We start from the raw sequence: 24,819 nt of genomic DNA, 5'->3' as shown, positions 1-24,819 counted from the left end.
CTACTCCCTCCGTGCGGCGAGACCGCGCGCGACGACGTCGATCATCAGGTCGACGGTCCGGTCGTAGGCCGAGGGGTCCGCCAACCGGTCGGCGTTCATGGGCAGCAGCATGACCGACTGGAGCACTCCGACGATGGCGGCGGGGTCGGCGGACACCAGGTCGCCCTTGGCCAGTCCGGCGGCGACGAACGCGTTCAGCGCGTTGACCGGGTTGTCGGGGAACCCCGCGATGACCTCGGGGTCGGCCCGGCGCAGGACCGCGTCCATCTCCTCGGGGTGGGTCATGAGCCGTCGGTAGAGCGGGTCGGTGTCCAGCACCTCCAGGGTGGCGCGCAGGAAGCGCCGTAGGGCCTCCTCGGTGCCATCGACCGAGGTCAGGGCCTCGTCGATGACGCGCCGCTTGACCGCGGACATGCGGCGGAGCATCAGCTCCAGGTAGAGGGCCTCCTTGGAGTCGAAGAAGGCGTAGAAGCTGCTCTTGGCGATACCCGCCGGCGCGACCAGTTCCTCCAGGGAGGTCCTGCGCAGGCCCCGCGTGGTGAACAGGGTCCGTCCCGACTCCAGCAGCAGGTCGGTGATGCGGGCCCGTTCCCGTTCCGAGAACGCCGGTGGCATGTGAGTCCTCTCCTCCAGAGCGATGTGCCCGGTCATCGGGCGGCCGTCTCGGACCGCCGGTCGTCCGCACGGCCTCCCGTGAGGGGCGGGGTCGGGCCGGCGCGGTCGGGCCCGGGCCGGGAAGTCGTCGAGCAGGTCCATGGGGGGCTCTCTCCGTCGGTCGGGGCCTTGAAAACATAAGAACAGATCGCTTATTTGTTTTCAAGGCTCTTGGCGCACCCTCGGCGCCGCAGCCCCACCGGGACATGCCCACCTGATCCGACGCCGAGGGTGGCGGTCCACCCCCGGCCGCCATATGTTAGTGAGTAACACTTCCCGAGACCGACCGGACGGTGACCGTGTGAACGACAAGGCGCGCACCCGAGAACGCAACAGGGCCGCCGTGCAGGAGGTCGCGCTGCGGCTGTTCGCCGAGCAGGGGTACGAGGCCACCACCGTCGCGCAGATCGCCCGCGAGGCCGGGGTCTCCCACATGACGTTCTTCCGCTGCTTCCCGTCCAAGGAGGCCGTCGTGCTCGACGACGACTACGACCCCATGCTGGAGGAGCTGATCCGGTCCAGGCCCGTCACCGAGGACCCCGTGGAGCGGATCCACCGGGCCACGATGACCGGCCTCGGACAGGTCTACGAGCACGCGAGGGAGACCCTGCTGCGCAGGACGGAACTCCTGTTGTCGATCCCCGGCCTGCGCGCCCGCATCGGTGAGAACCTCGCCTCGGCCCGCACCGCCTTCGAGCGCGGGCTGACACCCGAGGGCGAGGAGCCCGGGGTGGAGACCCAAGCCGTCGCGGCCGCGTGCGCGGCGGCCCTGTCCACGGCCGTCATCGCCTGGTCCGAAACGGGCGGGGAGGCCGACCTGCCCGACATGATCGACCGGGTGTTCCACGCCCTGCGCGGCCTGCCCGCCCCGGAACCCCTTTCTCCCGAGGACAGCCCATGACCGCGCCCGCCATCACCGTCGAGGGACTCTCGGTCCGCTACCCGGGGGCCGCGTCCCCTGCGGTCGACCGGATGGACTTCACCGTCGGCCGGGGCGAGGTGTTCGGGTTCCTGGGCCCCAGCGGAGCGGGCAAGTCGACCGCGCAGAAGGTGCTGACGCGGCTGATCCGCCGTTACCGGGGCGATGTGAGCGTTCTGGGCAGGCCCCTGGAGGAATGGGGGCGGGACTATTTCGAGCGCGTGGGTGTGGGGTTCGAGCTCCCGGCCGGGTTCGGTCGGCTCACCGCCCGCGAGAACCTCGCCACGTTCGCGTCCCTGTACCGGGGACCGGTCGAGGACGTGGACGCGCTCCTGGCCGCGGTGGACCTGACCGAGGCCGCCGACCGCCGCCTGTCGGACCTGTCCAAGGGGATGCGCATGCGCCTCAACCTGGCCCGCGCGCTGGTCGACAGGCCCGACGTCCTCTTCCTGGACGAGCCCACCTCCGGACAGGACCCGGTGCGCGCGGCCCTGGTGCGCGACGTCGTCCGCGGGGCCGCGGAGCGGGGGTGCGCGGTCTTCCTCACCACGCACGACATGACCACCGCCGACCTGCTGTGCGACAGGGTCGCCTTCGTCGTCCGGGGGCGGATCGCCGCCGTCGACACCCCGCGCGACTTCAAGATCCGGTACGGACGCCCCGGGCTGGTCGCCGAACTCCGGGGAGGGGGCGTCCGGGAGGTCCCCGTGGAGTCCCTGGCCGAGGACGCCGAACTCCTGGACCTGATCGGGAGGGGCGCGGTGGAGACGCTGCACACCAGGGAGGCCTCCCTGGCCGACGTCTTCACCGAGATCACCCGGGAGCGACTGTGAGACGCCTGACCGCCGCCACCGCGCTGGAACTCCGTCTCCAGGCCCGGTACGGGATCGTCCCCGTCGCGGTCGCCCTGGGGGTCCTCTGGACCCTGGTCCTGCTCGCCGTGCCCGGCGGGGCCGCCGCCACGGTGGCCGCTCCGCTGTTGTTCCTGGACACCGCGGGGTTCGGTGCCCTCTTCGGCGCCTTCCTGCTCCTCTTCGAACGTGTCGAGGGGACACGGTGGGCACTGGCGGTGACCCCGCTGCGCCCCGTGGAGGGGGTGACCGCCCGGGTGGGGACGCTGACCGTCCTCGCCTCGTGCGTCGCCCTGCCCATGGTGGCGGCGGCGTTGCGCGACCGGCCCGCCGACCTGGTGTGGTCCGTTCCCGTCGCGCTCGGAGGGGTCGCGCTCACGTCGGTCCTGCTGATCACGGCGTGCCTGGCCCTGGGGGCGCGCCGCCCGGACCCGCCCCGGTTCCTCCTCGCGGTGCCGCTGGTGGTCGCTCCGCTGGTCGTCGTCCCCCTGGTGCACACCACCGGGGTCCTCGCGCACCCGCTCATGTACGCGGTCCCCACGACCGCGGGCGCCGAACTCATCCACCGCGGCCTGGCCGCGGAACCGACGGCCGCCTCCCCGGCCCTGGTGATCGGGGTCGTGTACGCACTGGCGTGGGCGGTGCTCGGCCTCTTCCTCGCCCTCCCCGACTCCGACCCCGAAGAGCGACCGGCAGGACCGCGCGCGCGGCGTCGGAGAGGCGGCGTCCCGGTACGGGCGGCCGGTCGGGGGCGGGTCCCCGCGATCGCCCGGCTGGCCCGCGCGGACCTCTTCGGAACCGGCCGCGATCCCCTCCTGCTGCTCCTGCTCTGCGGGCCGGTGCTGCTGGCCCTGGCCCTGCGGGTGCTGTTCGCGCCGGTCGCGGGGTTCCTGCTCGACTCCTTCGGGTTCGACCTGCGCGCCCACGCCCCGGCGGTCCTGGCGGCGCTCGTGCTGTTGCACGTGCCCATGATGTTCGGCGTGGTGCAGGGGCTGCGGGCCGTCGAGGAACGCGACGACGGCACCCTGCTCGTCCTGCGCGTCTCACCGGTGTCCGTGTCCGCGTACCTGGCCTACCGCATGGGGCTGGCGGGGTCGGCGTCCCTGGTGGGACTGCTCGTGGCACTGCCGCTGAGCGGCCCGGGGCTCGGCGGCGGGGCGTCCGTTCCGCCGGCCGCCGTTCTGGTGGCCGCGCTCCAGGCGCCGCTCCTGGTGGCGTCGATGATCGCGTTCACGGACAACAAGGTGGAGGCCCTGGTCGCGGTCAAGGTCATCGGCGCGGTCCTGGTCCTGTGCCCCGTGCTCGCCTGGTCCCTGCCCTCCCCCTGGAACCTCCTCCTGGCCGTGTTCCCTCCGGCGTGGTCGGCCCTGGCGCTGCCCGGTTACGACCCCGGCCCGTTGAGCGCCTGGTGGTGCCTGCTCGGAGGCTGCCTGACGAGCGGTGCGGTCGGTGCCCTGCTCGTCCGACGCGCCCGGGCCCGGGTGGAGAACGCGTGACGCCTTCGTCGGGCGGACGCCGACAGCCCGCACGGGACCGCCGTTCGTCCTTCGGCTCCGGAGTCGCACTGTGGTGGAGCGGGGGCGGGTGCCGCCGGAGCGGAGTGGTCCTCACGGACCCCCACGGGTGACCCGGCCGCGACGAGGGAGCCGTTCCGCGTGCGGTGGAGGTCACTACCCGACCTCTTCTCCCGGCATCGTGTTCCCGGAGCCGTGCGCCGCCGTCCGGCGGTGCCGGACACACCCGTCACGAAGGAGAGGACGCGTCCGTGAAGAGGCGAGCACGCACGGCCGATGAGCGCACGGCGGTGTCGGCATGACCGTTCTGAACGACCGGGCGCTCAACCGCGCCGCGCTCGCCCGGCAGGCGCTGCTCTCCCCGGCCGACACGCCGGTCCTCGACCTGGTGGCCCACCTCGGCGGCCTCCAGGCCCAGGAGCCGCAGGAACCGTTCGTCGGGCTCTGGTCCCGGATGCGGGCGTTCGAGCCGTCGTCCCTGTCGGATCTGCTGACCGGCCGTCAGGTCGTGCGGACCCACCTGATGCGCCGCACCGTGCACCTGCTGGCGGCCGAGGACGTCCTCGCCTGGCGGTCGCGCTTCGACACCATGCTGCGCCAACGGGTCCTGGCCACCTATCGGGGCGAGCTTCGGGGGGTGGACATCGATCGCCTCGCCGCCGAGGGGCGGGAGGTGATGGCCGACGGTGAGCCCCGGAGCATGAGCGAACTCGTGCGGGCCGTCGCCGGCGACCGGCCGGCACAGGAGAGGCGCGCGTTGGGCGAGATGCTGATACCCGCCCTGCTCCCCGTCGCGCAGATCCCGCCGCGAGGGTTGTGGGGCGCCAAGGGCGGGGTGCGCAACGTCCTGCTCTCGTCCTGGCTGGGCCGTGAGGTCGCCCCCCTCGCCCCGGAGGGTTCCGACCCGGTCGGGCGGGCCCTGGTACGGCGCTATCTCGCCGCGTACGGCCCCGCGACCTCGACCGATCTGCGCGCCTGGTGCGGCCTCGCCGGGCTGCCGGCCGCGGTGGCCGCGGTGCGCGGGGAACTGGTCTCCTTCCGCGACGAACACGGCCGGGAGCTGCTGGACCTTCCCGACGCGCCGCGCCCCGACCCCGGGACGCCCGCACCGGTGCGGTTCCTGCCGGCGTTCGACAACGCGATCCTGGGCTACCGGCACCGCGAGCGGATCATCGACGACGCCCATCGAGGGCTCTCGGTCGCCGGCGACCGCGCGGTACTGGTCGACGGCCGCGTGGCCGCGACCTGGACGACCGAGGGGGACACCGTCGTCGTCACCCCGCTGGTACGCCTCTCCGTGCGCGACCGGGAGGCCCTCGCCGAGGAGGGGGAGCGATTGGCGTCGTTCCTGTCCGACGGGGCCGACGACCGCGTGCGGATCGCCGCGTCCCCCGGCTGAGCCCGGTCACGCCCGAGAACCCGCCCGGTGTCGCCCTCGGAAGGGGTCGGCACCACCCACGACGAAGGACGTGCGCGCCTGCGCGTTGGCGCGAAGCGCCCCCGACCGGAACACTGACGTCGAGGCGTCGAACGGACCCGGGACACGGCCCGCCGGGTCCGCCTCTCCCCCAGGGCCCGAACGGAGACCGCCCCATGAGGATCAGCAGCGCATGCGTCGTCCACGCGCCCGTCGAACGGTCGTGGGAGGTGTTCACCGATGTGGAGTCCCTCGTGCCCTGCGTTCCCGGGGTACGGCTGGTCGGGACCGACGGCGAGCGCCACCTGGCCGAGGCGCGGATCAAGGTCGGCCCGGCCGTGGTCGCCTGCTCGGGGACCGTCCGCCTCGTGGAGAAGGACGAGGAAGCGCGCCGGATCGTCGTCGAGGCCTCGGGCCGGGCACGACGCGGCGAGGGGACCGCCGAAGCCGTGGTCACGGCCGCGCTGCGGGCGCACGGGGACGACACCGTCGTCTCCGTGGAGACCGAACTGACGCTCACCGGCGGGCTGACCCGCTGGAACCGGTCCGTGATCGGCGAGGTCGCCGACGGTCTGATGGACCGCTGCGCCCGCCGAGTGGAGAAGCGCGTCGTCCGGGACGAGGCGGTGTCGGCGCCGCCGGGTGGCGACGCCGCCCCCGACGGTCCCGGCGTCTGGGCCCAGCGGTCGTGGTCGGCGGCGGCCTTTCTCGTGGTGGCGGCGGGGATGGTCCTGGGTTATCTCCTGTTCGGCTGATCCACCCAGGCCGGCCCGGTCTCCGGTGAGACCGGAAGGGTCCGTCCCCGACCGGCCCCGGATCGTCCCGCGATCGGCCACGCGGAGCCGACACCGGGGACCGGTGTCGGGGCCTTACCGCCGGGTCCGCTGTCCGGGGGTCGGGATCGTCCCCGGAAGACGGTTCTGATGATATGGACGTGTCCCCCGTCACCCTGGCGGGGCGCACCCCCGATCTGGCGCACGGAGCACGCGCGGGCGTGCCACGGACGGCTCCGCCGTGCGTCCGCGCCGGAGGAGAGCATGACGCACCCGCTGCGGGAGACCGACCGTACGGATCCGTTCTCGGAGATCCCCCCGGAGGTGGGCGCCCGCCTGCGCCACCTGGTTCCGCCTCTGGTGGAGGAGGTGCTGGAGGGGATCCACCGCAGGATCGGGGAGGACGACGGCTCCACGGATACCGCCGGGACCGATGCCGCGCGGGGGATGCTCGACGCCGGCGTACGCGGGTTCCTGGCGCGTGTGGAGGCCGGGGGGTCCGCTCCCGACGAGGCGCTGCTCGCGCGGTTCCGGGCGTTCGGCGCCCGTGAGGCCGCGCGGGGGTACGGGCTGGACCGACTGCACACCGGGATGCGCGTGACCGCGGCCGTCGCCTGGCGGTGCCTGTCGGACGACGCCTCGCTGGCCCGGGAGTGGCTGGGGCCCTTGGGCGAGGCCATCCTCCTCTTCCAGGAGGAGATCGGCGCGGTCGCCGCCGAGGGGCACTCCCGGGCGGCTTCCACGGGGGCGGACGTCTTCCGGCGCCGCCGCTCCCGCCTGTTGGAGGCCCTGCTGGCCGGGGCGGGGCGGGATCCGGCCGCGGTGGCGGTGCTGGCCCGTGACGCCCGGTGGCGCCCGCCGGAGCGGGTGGCGGTGGCGCTGCCCTGTCCCGGTCCCGTGAAGGGCGCCGGCAGGACGGCCCGGTCCCCGGCCCTGCCCCCGGACGTCCTCGTCGACCCGGACCGGCCCGAAGCCTGTGCCCTGGTGCCCGACCCCGAGGGGCCGGGCCGGTTGCGGGCGTTGGAACGGTCGCTGCGGGGGTCATGCGCGGTGCTCGGTCCGAGTGTGCCCCTCGGGCGCGCTCCGGAGTCCTTGGAGCGCGCCCGTGAGCTGGCCGAGCTCGTGCGGGCCGGGGTGGTCCACGGCGAAGGGCTGGTGCGCTGGGACGACCACCTGCTCGCGCTGTTGCTGCGCCGCGACACCGCGCTGGTCTCCGCGCTGGCCCGGGCCCGGCTGGCGCCGCTGGCCGAACTGCGCCCGCCCCAGCGGGAACGGATGGCCGAGACGCTCCTGGCCTGGTTGGAGTCGGGGTTCAACGCCAACGAGGCGGCCGAGCGACTGCGCGTCCACCCCCAGACCGTGCGCTACCGGATGCGACGGTTGGAGGAGCTGTTCGGGGCGCGGCTGCGCGACCCCCGCGAACGCTTCGAGCTCGAACTGGTACTGCGCGCCCGCCGGCTGCCGGGGGTGATCGAGGAGGGCTGAGCGGTCTTCCTCGTGGACCCGCGCTCCGTTTCAATCCGTGCTCGGCGCGCCCGCAGGACACCGACGGGCACACGAACGACAGGCCCGGGATCGTCGGCCGGATCAGTCCCGCGGGGCCAGGGCCCGCACGACCCGCGCCGGGTCGGCGCCCGGCGGGCCGATCGGGGCCAGGACGGGGGTGGTCACCCCGTTGTCGACGTAGGCGCGGATCCGCTCCCGGCACTGTTCGGCGGGACCGTGGACGATCAACTCGTCCACCACCGAGTCGGGGATGGCGGCCAGCGCGCCCTTCCGGTCGCCCTCGTCCCAGGCCTTCCACATCGGGTTCAGTTCCTCGCGGCCCAGCCACTCGTGGAACGCCCGGTACACCGGGACGTTGAGGTAGGCCGAGATCGCCCAGCGGCCGATGCCCCGGGCGGTGTCGGCGTCGGTCTCGGGGATGACGAAGACACGGGCGACGATCTCCTTGTCCTCGCCGTACTCGCGGACGTGGGGCACGACCGTGCGCACGTCCTCCGCGGAGAGCCAGTTGATGATGGCGCCGTCGCCCTCACGTCCGGCCAGGCGCAGCATGCCCGGACGCAGGGCCGCGACGAACACCGGCGGGGCCTGTGGCGGGACGGCGCCGAGCGTGAAGCCCTTGACGGAGAAGGTGTCGTAGTCGGTCTTGACCCGGGCGCCGGTGAAGGCCTCGCGCAGGAAGCGCACGGTGTCGCGGACCTTCTTGTAGGGCTCTTCGAAGGGGATGGAGTTCCACCGTTCGACGATGACGTTGGAGGAGGTCCCGATGCCCAGGGAGAACCGGCCCGGCGCGGCGGCGGCCATCGTCGCCGCGCTCATCGCCAGGGTCGCCGGGCCGCGGGTGTAGGCGGGCACGATGGCGGTGCCCAGCCGCAGGTCCGGAGCCCAGACCGAGGCCAGGGCCAGCGGGGTGAAGGCGTCGGTGGCGCTCGCCTCGGCCGACCACAGGTCGGTGTACCCCTGGTCGGACATGCGCTCGATGATCGCCCTCTGGTCGAGGAGCGGGACTCCTTCGAGCGGAACGGTCATGCCCCAGCGAGTGGTCATGGTGGCTCCCTGTCGGTGCTCCGGACGCGGTGTCCGGGTCGTCTGTGCCGATGGCCACTGACCATACCGCCCGGTCGGTCTGTTGTCTGCGGGCGGCCCCGGCCGTGCGGTCGCCCCGGGCGTGGGGACCTCTGGCCGCATTCGCCCCGGGGCGGACCCCCGAGGGGAGGCGGAGGGATTCGCCGCGACCGGCTTCGACCCCGACGCGTCCACCGCCGACGGGTTCCGACACCGGACGGTGGCCGCCCCTCGGCTTCACCGAACCGGCCTCCGGTCCCGGCTCCGGCTCCGGCTCCGGCGCGGACGGTGCCCTGCCCACACGGACCGTCACTCCGAGTGATCATGCAGGGGGTCGTCGCCGCGCCGCGCGAGCCGCGCCGGCGCCTCTTCGCGGTGCACGCCGTCGGTGTCCCCGCGCCGTCGCCGAACGCCTCCGCGAGCCCGGCGTTCCGCGGGTCCACGCGGTTCTCACGCTCGACCGGACGCGCCGCCGTCACTCCGGTGTACGAGCGGAAACGGCCGTTCCCGGACCGTCGGGGGCGGGTGTCCTCTCCCCTGAGCGCACCCGCCCCCGGCCCTTCTTCCTCCCGGGGGCCGATGAGTACACGCGCGGAGGGGGCATCCGGTTCACCCGAGAGCCGGATTCGGCCATTACCGGTTCCGGCTCCCCCCACGAGGACTACTCTCGGTTCATCGCCCCGCTGCATCCCCCACGATCCGACCGACACGGCTGGAAGGGCTCGAACGGTGCCAGAGCAGTCCTTGAGGAAACCGACCATCGTAGTGACGACCGCGGGATCGGCCCCCACCCCCGGGACCATCCTTCATCTGCGCGCCCAAGGATTCCGTGTGGTGGCCACGGACGTCGATCCCGCCGCGCCCGGCCTGTACCTGGCCGACCGCGGGTACCTGGTCCCACCCGGCGACAGCGAGGCGTTCCTGCCCCGGATGCGGGCGCTGTGCGCCGAGGAGGAGGTCGTCGCCGTCATCCCCCTCGTCGACGAGGAACTGCTCCACGTCGGCGGCCTCGCCGAGGACGGTGTGGAGGTGCTGCTGCCCTTGCCCGGCTTCGTCGCCACCTGTCTGGACAAGTACCGGTTGATGTGCGAACTCGACGCCGCCGGTATCGGGGTCCCGCGGACCTGGCTCGCCTCCGAATGGTCGGTCGAGGCCGTCGAGGCCGCGGACCGGGGCCTGGTCGTCAAGCCCCGGAGCGGACGGGGCAGCCGCGGGGTGAGCGTCATCGACTCGGTCTCCGACCTGGCCCGGACCGTCGCCGAGAGCGGCTACGCCGCCGACGAGCTCATCGTCCAGGAACGGATCACCGGCCCGGAGTACACCGTGTCCGTGGTGGCCTGGCGCGACGGTGAGGTGCAGGCCGTGGTGCCCAAGGAGGTCGTCCTCAAGCAGGGCGTCACCAAGTACGCGATCACCCGCCGCCATGAGGCGGTGATCGAGACCTGCCGGGCGATCCAGAGCGCCCTGCGCGCCGACGGCCCCTTCAACGTCCAGCTGTGCCTGGACGAGGCCGGTGTACCGCGCGTGTTCGAGATCAACCCGCGTTTCTCCTCCACCGCCGCGCTCACCGCCGCCGCGGGGGTCGACGAGGTCACCGGGCTGCTGCGCCAGGCCCTCTCCTCCGGGCCCCGGCTCACCGACCGGTGGCGCGAGGGCGTCGCGATGGTGCGGCGGTGGACCGACGAGTTCATCGACGAGGAGCGGTTCACCTCCCACGGGATCACGCCCGCGCCCGTCGGCCTCACCCTGCCGCACACCCCGCACGCCCCGGTGGCGGGCCGATGAGCGACCACCCGCTCACCGACGCGGTGGCCGAGGCCGTCACCGAGGTCGGCGGCCTGTTGCGGGTGTGGCGCGACGACGCCGAGGCCCGGCGGGGCGTCTGGGAGGGGAGCCAGTTCAAGGCCGAGGCCGACGCCCGGGCCCACCGGGCGCTGTCCGAGCGCCTCACCGCCATCGACGCGGACATCCCCGTGATCAGCGAGGAGGACCCCGAGTCGCTCAGGCGGGAGCGACCGTCCCGGTACTGGCTGATCGACCCCATCGACGGGACCGCCAGCTACGTCCACGGTTTCCCCGGCTACGTGACGCAGGCCGCGCTCGTGATCGGCGACCGGCCCGAGATCGCCGCGGTGTTCGCCCCCGAGACGGGGGCCCTCTACACCGCCGTGCGCGGCAGGGGGGCCCGGCGCGACGGCCGTCCGCTGCCGCCCCTGCCGGCCGCCCCGCCCGGATACGGGGTGCTCACCGACAACACCCCCGAACCGCACGGGATCGCGGCACGGGTCCACGGGCGTTTCGGGTACGACGCCTACCTGGAGAGCGGCAGCATCTCCCTCAAGCTGTGCCTCATCGCCGAGGGGGCCGCGCACCTGTTCGTCAAGGACGTTCCGGTACGCGACTGGGACGTGGCCGCCCCCGGCCTGGTCCTGGAGGAGGCCGGAGGGCTGCTCACCCGACTGGACGGGACCCCGTTCGATTACCGGGGCGGCTACGAGCACACCGGTCTGGTCGGCGGAGCCGATCCGTCGACCTGCCGGACGGTCGCCCGATGGCTGGCCGCCGGTTGACCCTTTCCCCGCCCCCTGGGCGCGCGTATCGTGTGGACACCGCACCGCGCCCCGGGGGGTGGGAAGTGGAGAACCGGCACCGCGCACGCGCCTCCGACATCGAGCGCGAGCACACCGTGGAGCGGCTCACCTCGGCTTACGTGGAGGGCCGCCTCGACCTCGACGAGTACGAACGTCGCGTGGGGTCGGCGCTGCGCGCGGTGCTCGTCGGCGAACTCGACGATCTGACCGCCGACCTGCCCGCGCCGTCCCCGACACCGCCCCGGGCCGCCCCGGTGTCCGAACCCCGCTGGGACCACGCCGACGAATGGCGCTGGTGGCTGGGCATCGCCGTGCTCCTCACCGGGGTGTGGGCCGCGGTCAGCCTGGCGAACGGCGCGTTCGTGCCGTACTGGCCGCTGGTCCCCCTCGGGATATGGGCGGCGGTACTGCTGGCCTCGATCATCTGGCCCGAGGGCGGCGAACCGCTCTGAAGCCCTCCGCTTCCTCGGGAGGGCCGACGGGAACGGGCGTCCGCGCCGCCGAGGGCGAACGGCCCCCGGGCCGACTCGGCGCGCGGTCGCGGTACCGGCCCTAACCGACCGCGTGCAGCCAGCGGACCGGGGCCCCGTCGCCGGCGTACCGGAACGGCTCCAGCTCCTCGTCCCAGGCCCTGCCGGTGAGCCGTTCGATGGCGGTGGCCAGGTCGGTGCCGCCGGCCGCCGCCTCCTCCACCGCCAGACGCAGGCGTCCCTCCGGCACCAGGATCTCTCCGGCCGAGCCGGTGAGTCCGGTGAACATGCCGAGGGACGGCGTGTAGCTGTAGCGCACGCCGTCGCAGCCGGGCGACCCCTCCTCGGTCACCTCGAACCGCAGGCGCTGCCACGTGTTCAGCGCCGAGGCCACCGCGCCCGCGGTACCCGGCTTCCCCTGCCAGTTGAGCTCGGCACGGTGGTGGCCGGGTGCCGCCGGTTGGGCGACCCAATCGAGTTTCACGGGTACTCCTACGACACCCGCGACCGCCCACTCGACGTGTGGGCACAGCGCCGCGGGCGCGGAGTGGACGTACAAGACGCCACGTGCGGACACCGAACCTCCTGATACGAACGAGTGCGCTTCCCCGACGCCCTCGTACCACGAGAAGGTTGCATACCCGCCTGAATGCCTTTGCCCCATTGTGCCCCAAGGGCACCCTGAGGACCAGCGATCTTCCCGGGATTCCCCGGTGACCCCGACCCGTCCGGAGTAACGTGGGCTCCGAACGCGCGGGGAGTCCGATCATAGTGGGGGCGGGTTTGCCAGACCAGTCGCACGAGGACTCTGAAACCGTACTTTCAACCGGCCCCCGGCATGAAACCCCCCGACCATTGGCCACAACCGGACGCGGGGCCGACGACGCCGAACTCGTGCGGCGGGCCCTCCTCGGCGAGTATCCGGCCTGGCGGGACATCGTCGACCGCCACCTGCCGATGGTCAACGCCATCGCCCGTTCCTACCGCCTGTCCGCCCCCGACCGCGAGGACGTCGTCCAGACGGTGTGGCTCACCCTGAACCAGCATCTGCCCCGTCTGCGCGAACCCCGGCACCTCAAGGCCTGGCTGTCCCGGGTCACCCGGGACAAATGCCTGCGCCAGCGGGAGCGGGACGCCCGCCAGTACCCGACCGACCCGGAGACGTTCGCCCACATCGGCGGGGCCGCCCCCGATCCGGAGACCGAGTACCTGCGCAAGGAACGCGACGCGACCCTGCGCCGCGCGGTGGACGGGCTGCGGGACCCGGACGAGCGCCGGGCCGCGCTGCGCTACCTGGAACCGGAGTCGGTACCGCGCGCCGAGGACCCCCGGGTCGCCTCGAACCACCGGCGGCGCATGGTCCGCCGGCTCCGCGACAGCCTGGAGGACGTGTGAGCGGGACGTGGGCCTTCGAAGGAAGGGATGCGGCCCTGGCCGCCTTCGACCGGAGCGCGGACGGGACGGAGCTGGCCGAACCGGTCCGGGAGGGCGGACCGCGGACCGAGGTGATGCGCTCGACCGAGGACCCGGTGGTCGCGGAGTTGTCCTTCGGCTTCGAGGACGTGCGCATCGAGCTGCGGCTGCACGCCCGCGAACGGGTGCGCACGGTGTCCGGAACGGTCCACGGGGACTTCGCCTACGCCCTCCTGGAGGCCCGCCGGTCCGACGGCCGCCGGGAGGACGTGGTGTCGATCGAGGAGACCGGTGACTTCGTCATCACGGACCTGCGCCGCGGCCCCCTGTGCCTCATCCTCCGCAGGGACGACGCCCCGCCGATCACCACGGAGTGGTTCACCCTCTAGGCGCACCGACCGCGGAGGTCGGGTACGGCGTCCCCCCGCGCGGCGGGTCCGGAGGACTCGTCGGCACGGTCCCAGGAGTCACAGAACAGGCGGTTCCGAATGGGCATTGCACACCGGGGGTAACCCGCGATGAATCGTCGCCCTCACCCTCCCTTGCCCCCTTTTGCACAGTCGATCATCGGCCCTGACCAGGATATTTCGCGGCGCACCCTCCTCACACGCGCACCTCCGCTGCTATTCCTTGAAGCGTTCCTCCCCCCTGGCGAAAGGCGGTCGGACGTGTCCCACCGTTCCCCGGATCACCCCCCTGCCTCCGAACCCGGCGCCGATCGGCGGCCGGACCGGACCGGGCGCTGGGAGCGCTCCGGTCGTGTTCTCCTCCGACGGGTCGTCCTCGGGGTCGGCCTGGCCGAACAGGGCCTGTTCGACCGGACCGTGGAGATCCTCGACGACACCCACCCCCGGCTGCGCCGCCACCCGATGGTCGAGGAGGTGGAACCGGTTCTGCCCGGCTTCCTCGCCAACCTGGGATTGGCGCGGATCCTGTGCGGCGGGTTCGGCGCCGCCGAGGACCACCTGTCGGAGGCCCGTTCCCTGGCACGCGAGCGCGGGCTGGGGCTGTTGGAACTGGTCACCCGACAGAACCTGGGCTGTCTGGCCCTGCGGCGCGGCGACACCGCCACGGCGATCACCACGTTCGTGGACCTGGCCCACCGGCTCCCCGCGGATCGCCGGGAGGCCCTGTGCGCGGATCTGGCGGAGGCCCTGCTCGCGGAGGGCCGGTGGGAGGAGGCCGCCCGGACCCTGGCGGACGGCCCCTGGTCGCACGGACGTTCCTCGCAACCGGTCACCCTGTTGGTGGAGGCGAAGCTGCGCCTGTTGCGCGGCGACAGGCACCGGGCGACGGAGCTGGCCCGACGGGTCCGGTGCTCCCACGGCCCCGGTTCGCTGTGGTACCGGTTGGCCGACCGGGTGGAGCGCACCGCCGAGCGGTCCTGCCCGTCGCCGCTCTCCCGGGCGCGAACGGCGTTGGAGCTGCGCCGCCCCTTGAGCGCGTCGTTGCCGACTCCCCGGGTGACGGCCGCCCACCGGGCGTTGGACCGGTTGACGGAGTCGCCGTGGACGGCCGTCGACGATCGGCACGTCTCCCGTGCGGGGCTCGAAGCGGCGCTGTCCCGGGGGGATCTGTCCACAGCCGTGGAGTGGGCCGAACGGGTCGACCCGCCCACCGCGCCGGTCCCCCCTGCGTCGCCGCAGGTGGAGCGGTACCGGGAGGCGCTGGCCCGAGGGCGGGAACGGCACTGCCTGGTGCACGCCCGGCGTTGGGAGCTGACCCGTTACGCCCGTGGTGTGCCGGGGTCGCGGGCGCACGGTCCGGTCGGCGCCCGGCTGTCGGAGCTGTCGGAGGACCGGGCGTTCGTGCGTCTGGTGGGGGTCGCCGGCGATGTGGTGGCGCTCGTGGTGGTGAAGGGCGGGGTGCACGCCCGGTCGCTGGGGCCGGTCACCGTGGTCGCGCGGGCGCTGGGCGCCCCGGAGCGGACCTCCCTGCGGCCGTTGGCGCCGGTCCTGTCGCTGGTGGGCGACCTCCCGTTGGTCATCGCCGCCGATCCCCGGTTGGGCGATCCCCTCTGGGGCGCGCTGCCGGACCTGATCGGTCGCCCGCTCTCCCTGGTCCCCTCGGCCCGAGCGTGGATCGACCGTGCCGAAAGGCCGCTCCCCCGGTGGGAGCGGGTGCTACTGGCCTCCGGTCCGGATCCGTCGGGGGCCCTGCGGGAGACGGCGGAGCTGGCCTCCGTGCACCCGGGCGCCCGGTCGTTGATCGGGGAACGGGCCCGGGTCCGGGACGTGGTGGCCGGGTCCGCCGGCAGCGACCTGGTACACCTGTCGGGGCACGGGCGGATCTCGGAACGTTCCCTGTCGCTCTCCTCCGTCACCCTGGCCGACGGTCCGCTGCTCGCCTGCGATCTGGCGTCGGTGCGGCCCGCCCCGACGGTCGTGGTGATCACGGCCTGTCGTGCGGGGGGTTTCGCGAGTGCGCTGCTGGCGGCGGGCACCCGCGCGGTGGTGGCCAGCCCGGCCCCGGTACGCGATTCCGGGACCGGGCGGGCGGTGGCCGACTTCCACCGCGCGCTCACGGCGGGTGTCGCGGTGCCCGAGGCGGTGGCCGAACACCTCGGGCGACTCGGTTTCGTGTGTCTGGGGGCCTGACGGCTCACCAGCCCCGTTCGCGCCAGCTGCCCAGGGAGGGGCGTTCGGCGCCCAGGGTGGTGTCGCGCCCGTGGCCCGGGTAGACCCAGGTGTCGTCGGGCAGCGCGCCGAAGACGCGCTCCTCGACGTCGCCGAGCAGGGTCCGGAAGTCCTCGTCGGACCAGGTGCGGCCGACCCCGCCGGGGAAGAGGCTGTCACCGGTGAACAGGTGGGTGTGCCCCTGGGGATCGTCATAGCGCAGCGCGATCGACCCGGGTGTGTGCCCACGCAGGTGGATCACGGTGAGGTGGTGGTCACCGACGGGAACCTGCGAACCGTGCACGACGGGTTCGTCGACGGAGACGGGGAGTTCGGCGCCGTCCTCCGGGTGGGCCACCGTGCGGGCGCCGGTCTCGCCGACGACGTCGGCGAGGGCCTGCCAGTGGTCCTGGTGGCGGTGGGTGGTGATCACCCGGGCGAGCCCGTCGGAGCCGATGAGTTCGAGGATCCGGTCGGGCTCGGCGGCGGCGTCGATGAGGACGGCCTCACCGGTGGAGCGACAACGCAGCAGGTAGGCGTTGTTCTCCATGGAACCGACGGTGATCTTGGTGATGGTCAGGTGCGGTAGTCGTCGTAGGTCGGCTGGACCGCCGACCCTGGTATCTCCGGAGTAGCTCACCCGACCATTGTGACCTCTTCACAGGAGCGAACGCACCGGACTCCCCGCACGTTCGGACGCCCGGTGACCCGGGCGTCCGACGTCCGTGGACGTGCGTCCGTCACCTGGCCCAGCGTGGAGGGCGCTTCTCGAAGAACGACGTGCGGCCCTCGGCGGCGTCGTCCCCGGCGAAGAACTCGGCGGACAGTTCGCCCATGCGGACGAACGCCTCGGCCCTGCGGTCGGGGGCGGCGAGCGCGCCGGCGCCGAGTTCGCCGAGCAGTTCCTTGGTGCGCGACAGCGCCTTGGGGGCGGAGCCGCGGATGCCCTGGAGCACCGCGTCGAGGGCGTGGGCCATGTCGCGGTCGGGGACGGCCTGGGTGATGAGACCGGCCTTGGCGGCGGCGGAGGCGTCGAAGAGTTCCCCGGTGAGGAAGTAGCGGCTGAGCTGGCGCGAGTGCATCCGGGCGGACACCGGCACGGAGATGATCGCGGGCACCACCCCGATGCGCACCTCGGTGAAGGCGAACGTGGCGCTCTTGGGGGCCAGGGCGATGTCGGCGGCGGCCACCAGGCCGATACCGCCGGCGCGGGCGGCGCCGTTGAGGACGGCGATGACGGGCTTGGGGGCGCCCATGATCCGCTCGAAGATCTCGGGGAGTTCGGGGGCCGGTTCGACGGGTTCGCCGGCCAGTGCGGCACCGACCTCCTTCAGGTCGGCCCCGGCGCAGAACACGGGTCCGGTACCGGTGAGAACGACGGCGCGCACTTCGTCGTCGGCCATGGCGTCGGACAGTGCCTTGGACAGTTCCGAGCGCAGCCGCGCGGACAGCGCGTTGCGATTGCGGGGGGAATCGAGGGTGACCGTGGCGACCGCCCGGTCCACGTCGAGGCGAACCAGTGGCGTGTCGTCCTTGGTCGTCGGGGACGAGTGCTGCGTCATCGCAGACCGACCTTTCTCCGGGTCCATCTCCGCGGGTGCGGGGAGCGTGTGAGAACGCGCCCGCCGATGGGGTACGGCGTGCGCGAAAGCGTCTGGTTTGTGACCCGACGCGCCTCTCTTGTGGCGGAATGTACGAATCCGATCCCACCCTAGACGGACGGATTGTTAAGGCACCACGGCCGAGGGTCCCGTATTCGTTAAGTCCCTGTCACGGACCGAGGTCGAACGCGTGACAGGACGGGCCGGGGACCGCGACGGTCCCCGGCCCTGTGGACTCCGGTGTCAGCGGGTGGCCGCGGACAGCGTGTTGGCGAAGTGGAGCATGGTGGTGACGGCCTCGGCCCCGTCCGCGGCTTCACTGACCCGCAGGGTGAGCGGCTCGGCGGTGATGGCGCCGGTGTAGCCGTGGTCGAGCTCGCAGGTCTCGTCGGCGCAGGAGGCCGGTTCGAGGTCGATGTGCGCGACCGCGCCCCAGTTGACCGAGAGGTTGACGCTGAGGACCAGCTCGCTGGGCATGCTCCCGGGCGTGTACTGGGCCGGATTGGGCACGACCCGGGTGAGGGCGACCGACTGGATGTTCCCGAGCTGGATGCTGTCGGTGGTGGTGGACGCGTGCGAGGTGCCGCCCGGTTCGGTGGGTGGGTGCTCATCGGTGTGGCAGACGACGAGACGGGTGGCGGTCAGCAGCATCACGGTGATGTGCCGGCGCATCTCCATCGCCGGGTCGAAGGTCGCCTCGTGGTGCACGACGAACGCGTCGGCGTTCTCGTCGCCCAGGGCGGTGGCGACGGCGTCGATCACCAGCGCGGGGTAGTAACCGCTGCGCTCGATCTCCAGTCGCCAGTCCGTGGACACGGCGCGTGTTTTCCTCATGTCCCTATCCTGCCTCCTCTCCGTGACACTTCGCGACCGTTGGGCGAAACGGGATGCCCAGTGCCTGATCAGGACGCCACCTCCCCCATCAGAAGGTGACTCCCCGCAAACGGCGGGGACCGGCGTCGGGACGGACGTCGGGGGCCTCGCGCAACCACATGCGGGCGCCCAGCACGTGTGCGCCGGTGGCGTTGACCAGTACCGGGTCCAGGTCGACGTAACCGATCTCGGGGAAGGCCTCCACCAGCCGGGAGATCCGGATGAGGAGTTCCTCCAGGGCCTCCACGTTGGGTTGTTCGGCCAGCGAGGTGGCCCCGGCCGGCAGCCCGAACAGCAGGGGCGCGGCCCGCACGGCGTGGATGAGGTCGGCGGCGTCCATGTCGGTGAGCGGGGCCAACCGGAAGGAACGGTCGTCGAGGAGCTCTGCGGTGACGTCGGCCAGGCCGAAGGAGACCACCGATCCGAAGGACCGGTTGTCGCCGGCCCGCACCACGGTGGGCACCCCGGGGGCGACCATGCGCTGCACGACCAGGTCGGTGTCGCCGCCGAACCGGTCCTGGAGCGACAGGAAGGCGCTGCGCACGTCTTCGGGGGTGCGCAGGTCGGCGCGGACGAAGGTACCGCCGGAGCGCACCCGCAGGTCGGGCGAGTCGGCCTTGACCACGGCGGGGTAGCCGAGTTCCCCCGCGGCCACGACCGCCTCCTCCGCGGAGGCGACGGGGATGTCGGGGTAGACGGTGATGCCGTAGCAGGCGAGGAGTTCGCGGGTGTCCCGGGCGGAGATCGCGGTGTCCTCGTCGTAGCGTCGTTCGCCGCCGAACCAGGCGACCTCGTCACCGGAGCCGTTCTTGAGCGCGCGGGTGATGGTGGCGCGGGCCCGGGCCCCGTCGATGTCGGGGAGTTCGGGGTGCCGGCCGGGTTTGCGGTCGCGCCACTGGGTGTAGCGGGTCGCGTAGGCCAGCGCCCGCACGGCGTCCTCGGGGGCCGGGTAGGAGGGCACCGAACCGCGCAGGGTCTCGCCGCGTTCGCCGACGTGGCGCAGCTCCTCGGGGACGCCCTGGCGGGCGAGGTAGGTGGTGACGATGGGTTTCTCCGCGTCCAGGGAGCGGGCCCGCAGCACCCGGGCGACGTCGTCGGAGATGGGGTGCAGGGCGGGGACGAACACGACGACGATGGAGTGCACGTCATCGGCGGCCAGAGCCGTCTCCAGAGCACGGTCGAAGTCGTCGGCGGTGGCCTGCGGCCCCAGGTTGACGGGGTCGTGCGGCTTGAGTCCCTGACGCACGGCGGCGTCCTTGACCAGGAGTTCCAGGGAGTCGGAGTTGCCGATGATGCCGACCCGGGGCCCCTTGGGCAGAGGCTGGTAGGCGAAGACCTGGGCGGCGTCGAACATCTGGGTGATGTCGTCGACCCTGACCACCCCGGCCTGCTGGAACAGGGAGGTGACGGCGTAGTCGGGCAGGGCCAGGCCGCCGGCGGCGTGGCCGGTGGGGGTGGTCTGCGCGGATCCGCCGCTGCGCACGGCCACGACGGGCTTCTGCTTGGCCAGTCGGCGGGCCAGTCGGGTGAACTTGCGCGGGTTGCCGAGGGACTCCAGGTACTGGAGGACGACCTCGGTGGAGGGGTCCTCCTGCCAGTACTGCATGAGGTCGTTGCCGGAGACGTCGGCCCGGTTGCCCGCCGAGACGAACGTGGACAACCCCATGCCCCGCTCGGCGACGCGTTGGAGGATGGCCCGTCCCAGGGCGCCGGACTGGGAGAAGAACCCGATGGGTCCGCTGCGCGGCAGGTCGGGCGAGAGCGTGGCGTTGAGGGACACCGCGGGGTCGGTGTTGGCGATGCCCAGGCAGTTGGGTCCCACGACGCGCATCCCGGCGGCGCGGGCGGTGCGCACGAGTTCGTCCTGACGGGCACGGCCCTCGGGACCGATCTCCCCGAACCCGGAGCTGACCACGATCAGACCGTGCACGCCCTTCTCCGCGCACTGTTCGACGACATCGACGACCATGTCGGCGCGGACGGCGACCACGGCGAGGTCGACCTGGTCGGGGATGTCCAGGACGGAGGGGTAGGCCCGCACGCCCACGACGGCCCTGGCCTCGGGGTGCACCGGGTAGACGGGACCTTGGAACTCGCTGTCGAGCAGGTTGCGCAGGGCGGTCTGGCCGATGGTGTGGGCCGTGCGGCTGGCCCCGATGACGGCGACCGACCCGGGGAAGAGCAGGCGCGCGATGGAGCGCGACTCGGCGCGCTGTTCGCGGGCCCGCATGACCTCGGTGGAGTCGTCGGTGGGCTGGATGTCGAGGGTGAGCCGGATGACGCCCTCGTCGAAGGTCTGCTGGGCGGTGTACCCGGCCTCGCGGAAGACGTTGATCATCCGCCGGTTCTCGGGGAGCACGTCGGCGATGAACCGGCGGACGCCGCGCTCGCGGGCGGCGGCACCGATGTGCTCCAACAGGACGGAGGCCAGGCCACGGCCCTGGTGGGCGTCCTCCACGACGAAGGCGACCTCGGCCTCCTCCGGGGCCACCTTGTCGTAGCGCACCACGGCGACGAGGGCGTCGGAGATGGTGGCGACCAGGGCGACCCGGTCTTCGTAGTCGACCGTGGTGAAGCGTTTGACGTCACGGGCGGAGAGCCGCGGATAGGGCGCGAAGAACCGGTAGTAGATGGTCTCCGGGGAGAGCCTGGCGTGGAACTCGCGCAGTAGGTCGGCGTCTTCAGGGGTGATGGGGCGCAGGTGCGCGGTGCCTCCGTCGGTGAGAACGACGTCGGCTTCCCAGTGGTTCGGGTAGGACTGCACGAGTGCGAGACTAGACGACAAACGGTCGAATCCGGGGAAAGTCGATGCGGTCGGCGCGAAAACACCTCCTCGGGACACCCGGGGCCGGAGGATCGCGGGTCGGATCCGCAGGAGACCGCTCCGGGTCCGGATACCCTTGTCACGAGGGGGCTCCCGTCCCCGACGGGAGCCCGGTCCACCACGTGTCCGGGGTGCCGTCACTTCGTTACACGCCGCTGACGATTCACCTGTTAACGTCGTGCGGGCACGAATTCTCATAACCCTCGGTGGTGGCTGGCGATATGACACGAGTGGTCGTGATCGGTGACCTGATGACCGATGCCGTCGCGCGCGCGTTCCACCCGTTGGCCCGCGGCAGCGATACTCCGGCCTCGGTGGTGATGTACGGCGGTGGTTCCGGCGCCAACATCGCCTCCTGGCTGGCCGTGGAGGGCACCGACACCACGTTCGTGGGCCGCCGGGGTTCCGACATCACGGGGCGCACCCGTGAGATGGAGCTGATGGGGTACGGGCTCGACTCGCGCATGGTGATGGACCCGGAGTGCCCGACCGGGACCTGCGTGGTGATGATCACCCATCGGGGTGATCGGACGATGTTGAGCGACCCGGGTGCCAACGCCCGGTTGCAACCCGAGGACCTGCCCCGCGACGTGTTCGGCCCGGACGGGCACCTGCACGTGTCCGGGTACACGCTCATCAACGCGGACTCGCGGCGGGCGGCCCGGGTGGCACTGCGGATGGCCCGGGAGAGCGGGATGTCCATCTCGGTCGACGGCGGTTCGCACGCCCCCCTGGAACGGGCGGGCGCGGAGAACTTCCTGGACTGGACCCAGGGCTCTCGGCTGCTGTTCGCGAACATGGCCCAGGCCAAGGTGCTGACGGGCCGAGAGGACGCGGACGCGGCGGCCAAGGTGCTCACCGCCTGGTACCCGAACGTCGTGCTCAAACTGGGCGAGGAGGGCGGCCTGTGGGCCTCTAAGACCCGTGAGGACGTGGTGACCGCCCCGGCCGCCCCGGTGGACCCGTCTCCGGGCTCGGTGGGCGCCGGCGACGCGTTCATCGCGGGTTTCCTGCCCGCCTGGTTGGCGGGCCGCCACCCCAAGGAGGCGCTGGCACGGGCCCACCGCCTGGCGGCGCGCGCCCTGCACCAGCCGGGCGCCCGCCCGGATCTGGGCGACGGCCAGCCGGTACGGCGCGGCGCCCCGCGCGGCCAGCGCATCCGCTGACCCCGATGTCCCCCTGCCGGGGCCCGACCACGCCGGTCGGGCCCCGTTCTCGTGCGCCCGGAGCGCGGGAGGTCGAGGTCCGACCGGCTGACCGCCGGCCGGTCAGCCGCCGGTGGTGGCGAGGGTGAGGGGCAGTACGGCGGGGGCTCCCAGATCGCGCAGGAGGGCGGCGCCGACGGTGAGGCTCCATCCGGTGTCGGTGTGGTCGTCGATGAGCAGGACGGGGCCCGGGGTGGCCGCCTGGAGGTCCGCCATGGCCTCGGCCAGGCCGTCCCCGGGGACGAGGGCCTCGTGCACCTGCGCCAGACGCATGGCGCTGTTGTGCCGACGCGCTCCCGGGCCCTCGGGGGTGCGGTAGGCGAGGGAGCCGACGGGGGCGAGCCGGCCCAGGGCGCACAGGCGGCGGGCCAGGTCGGCGATCATCCGTGGTCGGGTGCGCGAGGGCATGATGACCGCGCCGACGGGCCGCCGCTCCCAGTCCCAGGCGGCCAGGACGCGGACCAGGCCCTGCAGGACCCGGTCGCTCACGGGTTCCTCCGGGGCCTCCTCCGCGAGGAGCGCGCGCAGCTCGCCGCCCCAGCCGATGTCGGTGAACCGGCCCAGCGCGCGGCCGGGCGACGCCTGACGGTCGGGCTTGATGCGCCCGGTGAGGGGGACTCCGAGGGTGTCCATGCCGGTGGGCCATTGGCGGCGGGGTTCGATGGGCACGCCGGGGCGGTCCAGGTGGGCGGCGGCCGCGTCGCGGCGGCCGGGGTCGACGTCGACGGACCAGGTACGGCCGGTGCACACGTCACAGCGTCCGCAGGCGGTCGCCTCGGGGTCGTCGAGCTGGTGGCGCAGGAACTCCATCCGGCAGGTGCCGTCCAGGGCGATGTAGTCGAGCATCGCGCGCTGTTCGCTCTCGCGGGCCTTGGTGACCGCCTCGTAGCGTTCCGCGTCGTAGCTCCAGGGGTTCCCGGTGGCCTCCCAGCCACCGCGCACCCGGCGCACCGCCCCGTCGACGTCGAGGACCTTGAGCATCTGTTCGAGGCGGCTGCGGCGCAGGTCCACCCGGGTCTCCAGGCGGGCGACGGACAGGGGTCCGCCCTCGGCCAGCGCCGCCAGGGTGCGGCGCACCGTCTCCTCCGGCGGGAAGGACAGGCTCGCGAAGTACTCCCAGATGCGGGTGTCCTCGCGCCCGGGGAGCAGGACGACCTCGGCGCGCTCGACACCGCGCCCGGCCCGGCCGACCTGCTGGTAGTAGGAGATGGGCGAGGAGGGGGCGCCCAGGTGGACGACGAACCCGAGGTCGGGTTTGTCGAACCCCATGCCCAGGGCGCTGGTGGCGATCAGGGCCTTGACCCGGTCGGCGAGCAGGTCGTCCTCGGCCTCGCGGCGCTCGTCGGGATCGGTCTGCCCGGTGTAGGCCCGCACCGCCATGCCCTGTTCGGACAGGAAGCGGGCGGTCTCCTCGGCGGCGGCGACGGTGAGGGTGTAGACGATCCCGGAGCCGGGGATCCGGGGCAGCTGCTCGGCGAGCCAGGCCAGGCGGGCGGTGGGTTCGGGCAGGTCCACCACCGACAGGTGCAGGCTCTCCCGGTCCAGCGGGCCGCGCAGGACGAGGGTCTCGTCCCGGTCGGCGCCGGCCCGGAGCTGTTCGGCGACGTCGTGGGTGACGCGCTCGTTGGCGGTGGCGGTGGTGGCCAGGACGGGGACGCCGTCGGGCAGGTCCAGGAGCAGGGAGCGGATGCGCCGGTAGTCGGGGCGGAAGTCGTGGCCCCAGTCGGAGACGCAGTGGGCCTCGTCGATGACGACCAGGCCGGCGCCGGCGGCGAGTTCGGGCAGCACCCGGTCCCGGAACTCGGGGTTGTTGAGGCGTTCCGGACTGACCAACAGCACGTCGACGCGGCCGGCCTCGACGTCGGCGTAGACGGTCTGCCAGTCGGTGGTGTTGGCGCTGTTGACCGTGCGGGCGTGGATGCCGGCGCGGTCGGCGGCGGCGATCTGGTTGCGCATGAGGGCCAGCAACGGGGAGACGATGACGGTGGGGCCGGCCCCCTGGGCCCGCAGGAGGGCGGTGGCCACGAAGTAGACGGCCGACTTTCCCCATCCGGTGCGCTGGACGACCAGGGCGCGGCGCCGGTCGGAGACCAGGGCGTGGATCGCGGTCCACTGGTCCTCGCGCAGCCGGGCGGCGTCCCCGGCCAGGGCGCGCAGGTGCGCTTCGGCGCGCTCGCGCAGATCCCCGCCGACGGGGGCGGGGGTGACGGTGGGGTCAGGGGTGGTGGCCATGTCTCCTTGGTACCAGAGCCGACCGACGTCCGGGCCGTCGTCCACAGGTCGACCCTCGCGCGCGGGCATGGGACACCCGGTGGACCCGAGAGTCGACAACGGTAACAAAAAAGAAACTTTCCAGCTTTCCTCCGTTGCGCCCCTCAGGCCGGGTCCGGAGACTCTTGTCACGGTTCCGCACGAATGGGAGCGCTCCCATTCGTGCGGGCCGCCCCGCTGCAATGAAGAGAGGCGCACCGAATGGACCGGCAACTCCCAGGACGACCACCCTCCCCCCCACCCCCCCCCCCACCCCC

21 protein-coding genes are annotated in these 24,819 nt (G+C 73.0%); 13 read left to right on the top strand and 8 right to left on the bottom strand.

What is annotated here, in order from left to right; translation table 11 throughout:
* Positions 1–615 carry a TetR/AcrR family transcriptional regulator gene (locus RM479_RS09255; protein WP_311511323.1) on the bottom strand — a complete coding sequence of 205 codons (615 nt, stop codon included), beginning with the start codon at positions 613–615 and terminating at the stop codon, positions 1–3.
* Positions 616–955: 340 nt separating this feature from the next.
* On the opposite strand from RM479_RS09255, the gene RM479_RS09250 reads away from it, so the two are divergent.
* From RM479_RS09250 to RM479_RS09225, 6 genes are all read left to right on the top strand, one after another.
* Positions 956–1,555 (top strand): TetR/AcrR family transcriptional regulator, encoded by a 600-nt coding sequence (locus RM479_RS09250; RefSeq protein ID WP_311511322.1) that lies wholly within the window; start codon positions 956–958, stop codon positions 1,553–1,555.
* Positions 1,552–2,406 (top strand): ABC transporter ATP-binding protein, encoded by an 855-nt coding sequence (locus RM479_RS09245; protein ID WP_311511321.1) that lies wholly within the window; start codon positions 1,552–1,554, stop codon positions 2,404–2,406. Before RM479_RS09250 ends, RM479_RS09245 begins: the two co-directional genes overlap by 4 nt.
* Complete coding sequence (locus RM479_RS09240; RefSeq protein ID WP_311511320.1) at positions 2,403–3,920, top strand: fluoroquinolone export ABC transporter permease subunit; 1,518 nt, start codon at positions 2,403–2,405, stop codon at positions 3,918–3,920. Before RM479_RS09245 ends, RM479_RS09240 begins: the two co-directional genes overlap by 4 nt.
* Positions 3,921–4,236: 316 nt before the next feature.
* On the top strand, positions 4,237–5,337 hold the full coding sequence (locus tag RM479_RS09235) for a winged helix DNA-binding domain-containing protein (RefSeq protein ID WP_311511319.1): 1,101 nt from the start codon (positions 4,237–4,239) through the stop codon (positions 5,335–5,337).
* A 194-nt stretch (positions 5,338–5,531) separates the two neighbouring features.
* Positions 5,532–6,110: an SRPBCC family protein gene (locus tag RM479_RS09230; RefSeq protein ID WP_311511318.1), complete on the top strand. Its 579-nt coding sequence runs from the start codon at positions 5,532–5,534 to the stop codon at positions 6,108–6,110.
* A 282-nt stretch (positions 6,111–6,392) separates the two neighbouring features.
* Positions 6,393–7,613 (top strand): PucR family transcriptional regulator, encoded by a 1,221-nt coding sequence (locus RM479_RS09225; protein ID WP_311511317.1) that lies wholly within the window; start codon positions 6,393–6,395, stop codon positions 7,611–7,613.
* 102 nt (positions 7,614–7,715) lie between these two features.
* Here the strand turns inward: RM479_RS09225 and RM479_RS09220 are convergent, their stop codons facing one another.
* Positions 7,716–8,681: an LLM class F420-dependent oxidoreductase gene (locus RM479_RS09220; protein WP_311511316.1), complete on the bottom strand. Its 966-nt coding sequence runs from the start codon at positions 8,679–8,681 to the stop codon at positions 7,716–7,718.
* A 777-nt stretch (positions 8,682–9,458) separates the two neighbouring features.
* Between RM479_RS09220 and RM479_RS09215 the strand changes: the two genes are divergently transcribed.
* From RM479_RS09215 to RM479_RS09205, 3 genes are all read left to right on the top strand, one after another.
* Positions 9,459–10,484, top strand: a complete 1,026-nt coding sequence (locus RM479_RS09215; RefSeq protein ID WP_311511554.1) for an ATP-grasp domain-containing protein — start codon at positions 9,459–9,461, stop codon at positions 10,482–10,484.
* Positions 10,481–11,269, top strand: a complete 789-nt coding sequence (locus RM479_RS09210; RefSeq protein ID WP_311511315.1) for a 3'(2'),5'-bisphosphate nucleotidase CysQ family protein — start codon at positions 10,481–10,483, stop codon at positions 11,267–11,269. The genes RM479_RS09215 and RM479_RS09210 overlap by 4 nt, the downstream gene beginning before the upstream one ends.
* 65 nt (positions 11,270–11,334) lie before the next feature.
* Positions 11,335–11,742 carry a DUF1707 SHOCT-like domain-containing protein gene (locus RM479_RS09205; protein ID WP_311511314.1) on the top strand — a complete coding sequence of 136 codons (408 nt, stop codon included), beginning with the start codon at positions 11,335–11,337 and terminating at the stop codon, positions 11,740–11,742.
* 100 nt (positions 11,743–11,842) lie between these two features.
* On the opposite strand, the gene RM479_RS09200 is transcribed toward RM479_RS09205, so the two are convergent.
* Entirely contained in the window at positions 11,843–12,337 is a 495-nt protein-coding gene (locus RM479_RS09200; protein ID WP_274810268.1) for a DUF3145 domain-containing protein, read from the bottom strand.
* 278 nt (positions 12,338–12,615) lie between these two features.
* Here RM479_RS09200 and RM479_RS09195 point away from each other — a divergent pair, with 278 nt between their 5' ends.
* The 3 genes from RM479_RS09195 to RM479_RS09185 all read left to right on the top strand — a co-directional run bounded on the left by RM479_RS09195 (position 12,616) and on the right by RM479_RS09185 (position 15,770).
* Positions 12,616–13,155: an RNA polymerase sigma factor gene (locus RM479_RS09195; protein ID WP_311511313.1), complete on the top strand. Its 540-nt coding sequence runs from the start codon at positions 12,616–12,618 to the stop codon at positions 13,153–13,155.
* A complete protein-coding gene (locus RM479_RS09190) occupies positions 13,152–13,562 on the top strand; it encodes a hypothetical protein (protein ID WP_311511312.1) in 411 nt (136 codons plus the stop codon). Before RM479_RS09195 ends, RM479_RS09190 begins: the two co-directional genes overlap by 4 nt.
* A gap of 279 nt (positions 13,563–13,841) precedes the next feature.
* Positions 13,842–15,770 (top strand): CHAT domain-containing protein, encoded by a 1,929-nt coding sequence (locus tag RM479_RS09185; protein WP_311511311.1) that lies wholly within the window; start codon positions 13,842–13,844, stop codon positions 15,768–15,770.
* Positions 15,771–15,774: 4 nt separating this feature from the next.
* Here RM479_RS09185 and RM479_RS09180 read toward each other — a convergent pair whose 3' ends face one another.
* The 4 genes from RM479_RS09180 to RM479_RS09165 form a co-directional block, all read right to left on the bottom strand.
* A complete protein-coding gene (locus RM479_RS09180; RefSeq protein ID WP_311511310.1) occupies positions 15,775–16,428 on the bottom strand; it encodes an MBL fold metallo-hydrolase in 654 nt (217 codons plus the stop codon).
* 100 nt (positions 16,429–16,528) lie between these two features.
* Positions 16,529–17,350: an enoyl-CoA hydratase-related protein gene (locus RM479_RS09175; RefSeq protein WP_311511309.1), complete on the bottom strand. Its 822-nt coding sequence runs from the start codon at positions 17,348–17,350 to the stop codon at positions 16,529–16,531.
* A gap of 282 nt (positions 17,351–17,632) precedes the next feature.
* Positions 17,633–18,205: a DUF5998 family protein gene (locus RM479_RS09170; protein WP_274810395.1), complete on the bottom strand. Its 573-nt coding sequence runs from the start codon at positions 18,203–18,205 to the stop codon at positions 17,633–17,635.
* 106 nt (positions 18,206–18,311) lie between these two features.
* Entirely contained in the window at positions 18,312–21,026 is a 2,715-nt protein-coding gene (locus RM479_RS09165) for a bifunctional acetate--CoA ligase family protein/GNAT family N-acetyltransferase (RefSeq protein ID WP_311511308.1), read from the bottom strand.
* Between the two features lie 290 nt (positions 21,027–21,316).
* Here RM479_RS09165 and RM479_RS09160 point away from each other — a divergent pair, with 290 nt between their 5' ends.
* Positions 21,317–22,252: a carbohydrate kinase family protein gene (locus RM479_RS09160; RefSeq protein ID WP_274810396.1), complete on the top strand. Its 936-nt coding sequence runs from the start codon at positions 21,317–21,319 to the stop codon at positions 22,250–22,252.
* A 102-nt stretch (positions 22,253–22,354) separates the two neighbouring features.
* On the opposite strand, the gene RM479_RS09155 is transcribed toward RM479_RS09160, so the two are convergent.
* A complete protein-coding gene (locus RM479_RS09155) occupies positions 22,355–24,523 on the bottom strand; it encodes a RecQ family ATP-dependent DNA helicase (RefSeq protein ID WP_311511307.1) in 2,169 nt (722 codons plus the stop codon).
* Positions 24,524–24,819 lie beyond the last annotated feature (296 nt).

Source organism: Nocardiopsis lambiniae (assembly GCF_031845465.1).
Taxonomy (GTDB): Bacteria; Actinomycetota; Actinomycetes; order Streptosporangiales; family Streptosporangiaceae; genus Nocardiopsis; species Nocardiopsis lambiniae.
The sequence above is the reverse complement of the archived record's forward strand: the minus strand, read 5'-3'. Positions and strand labels throughout refer to the sequence as shown.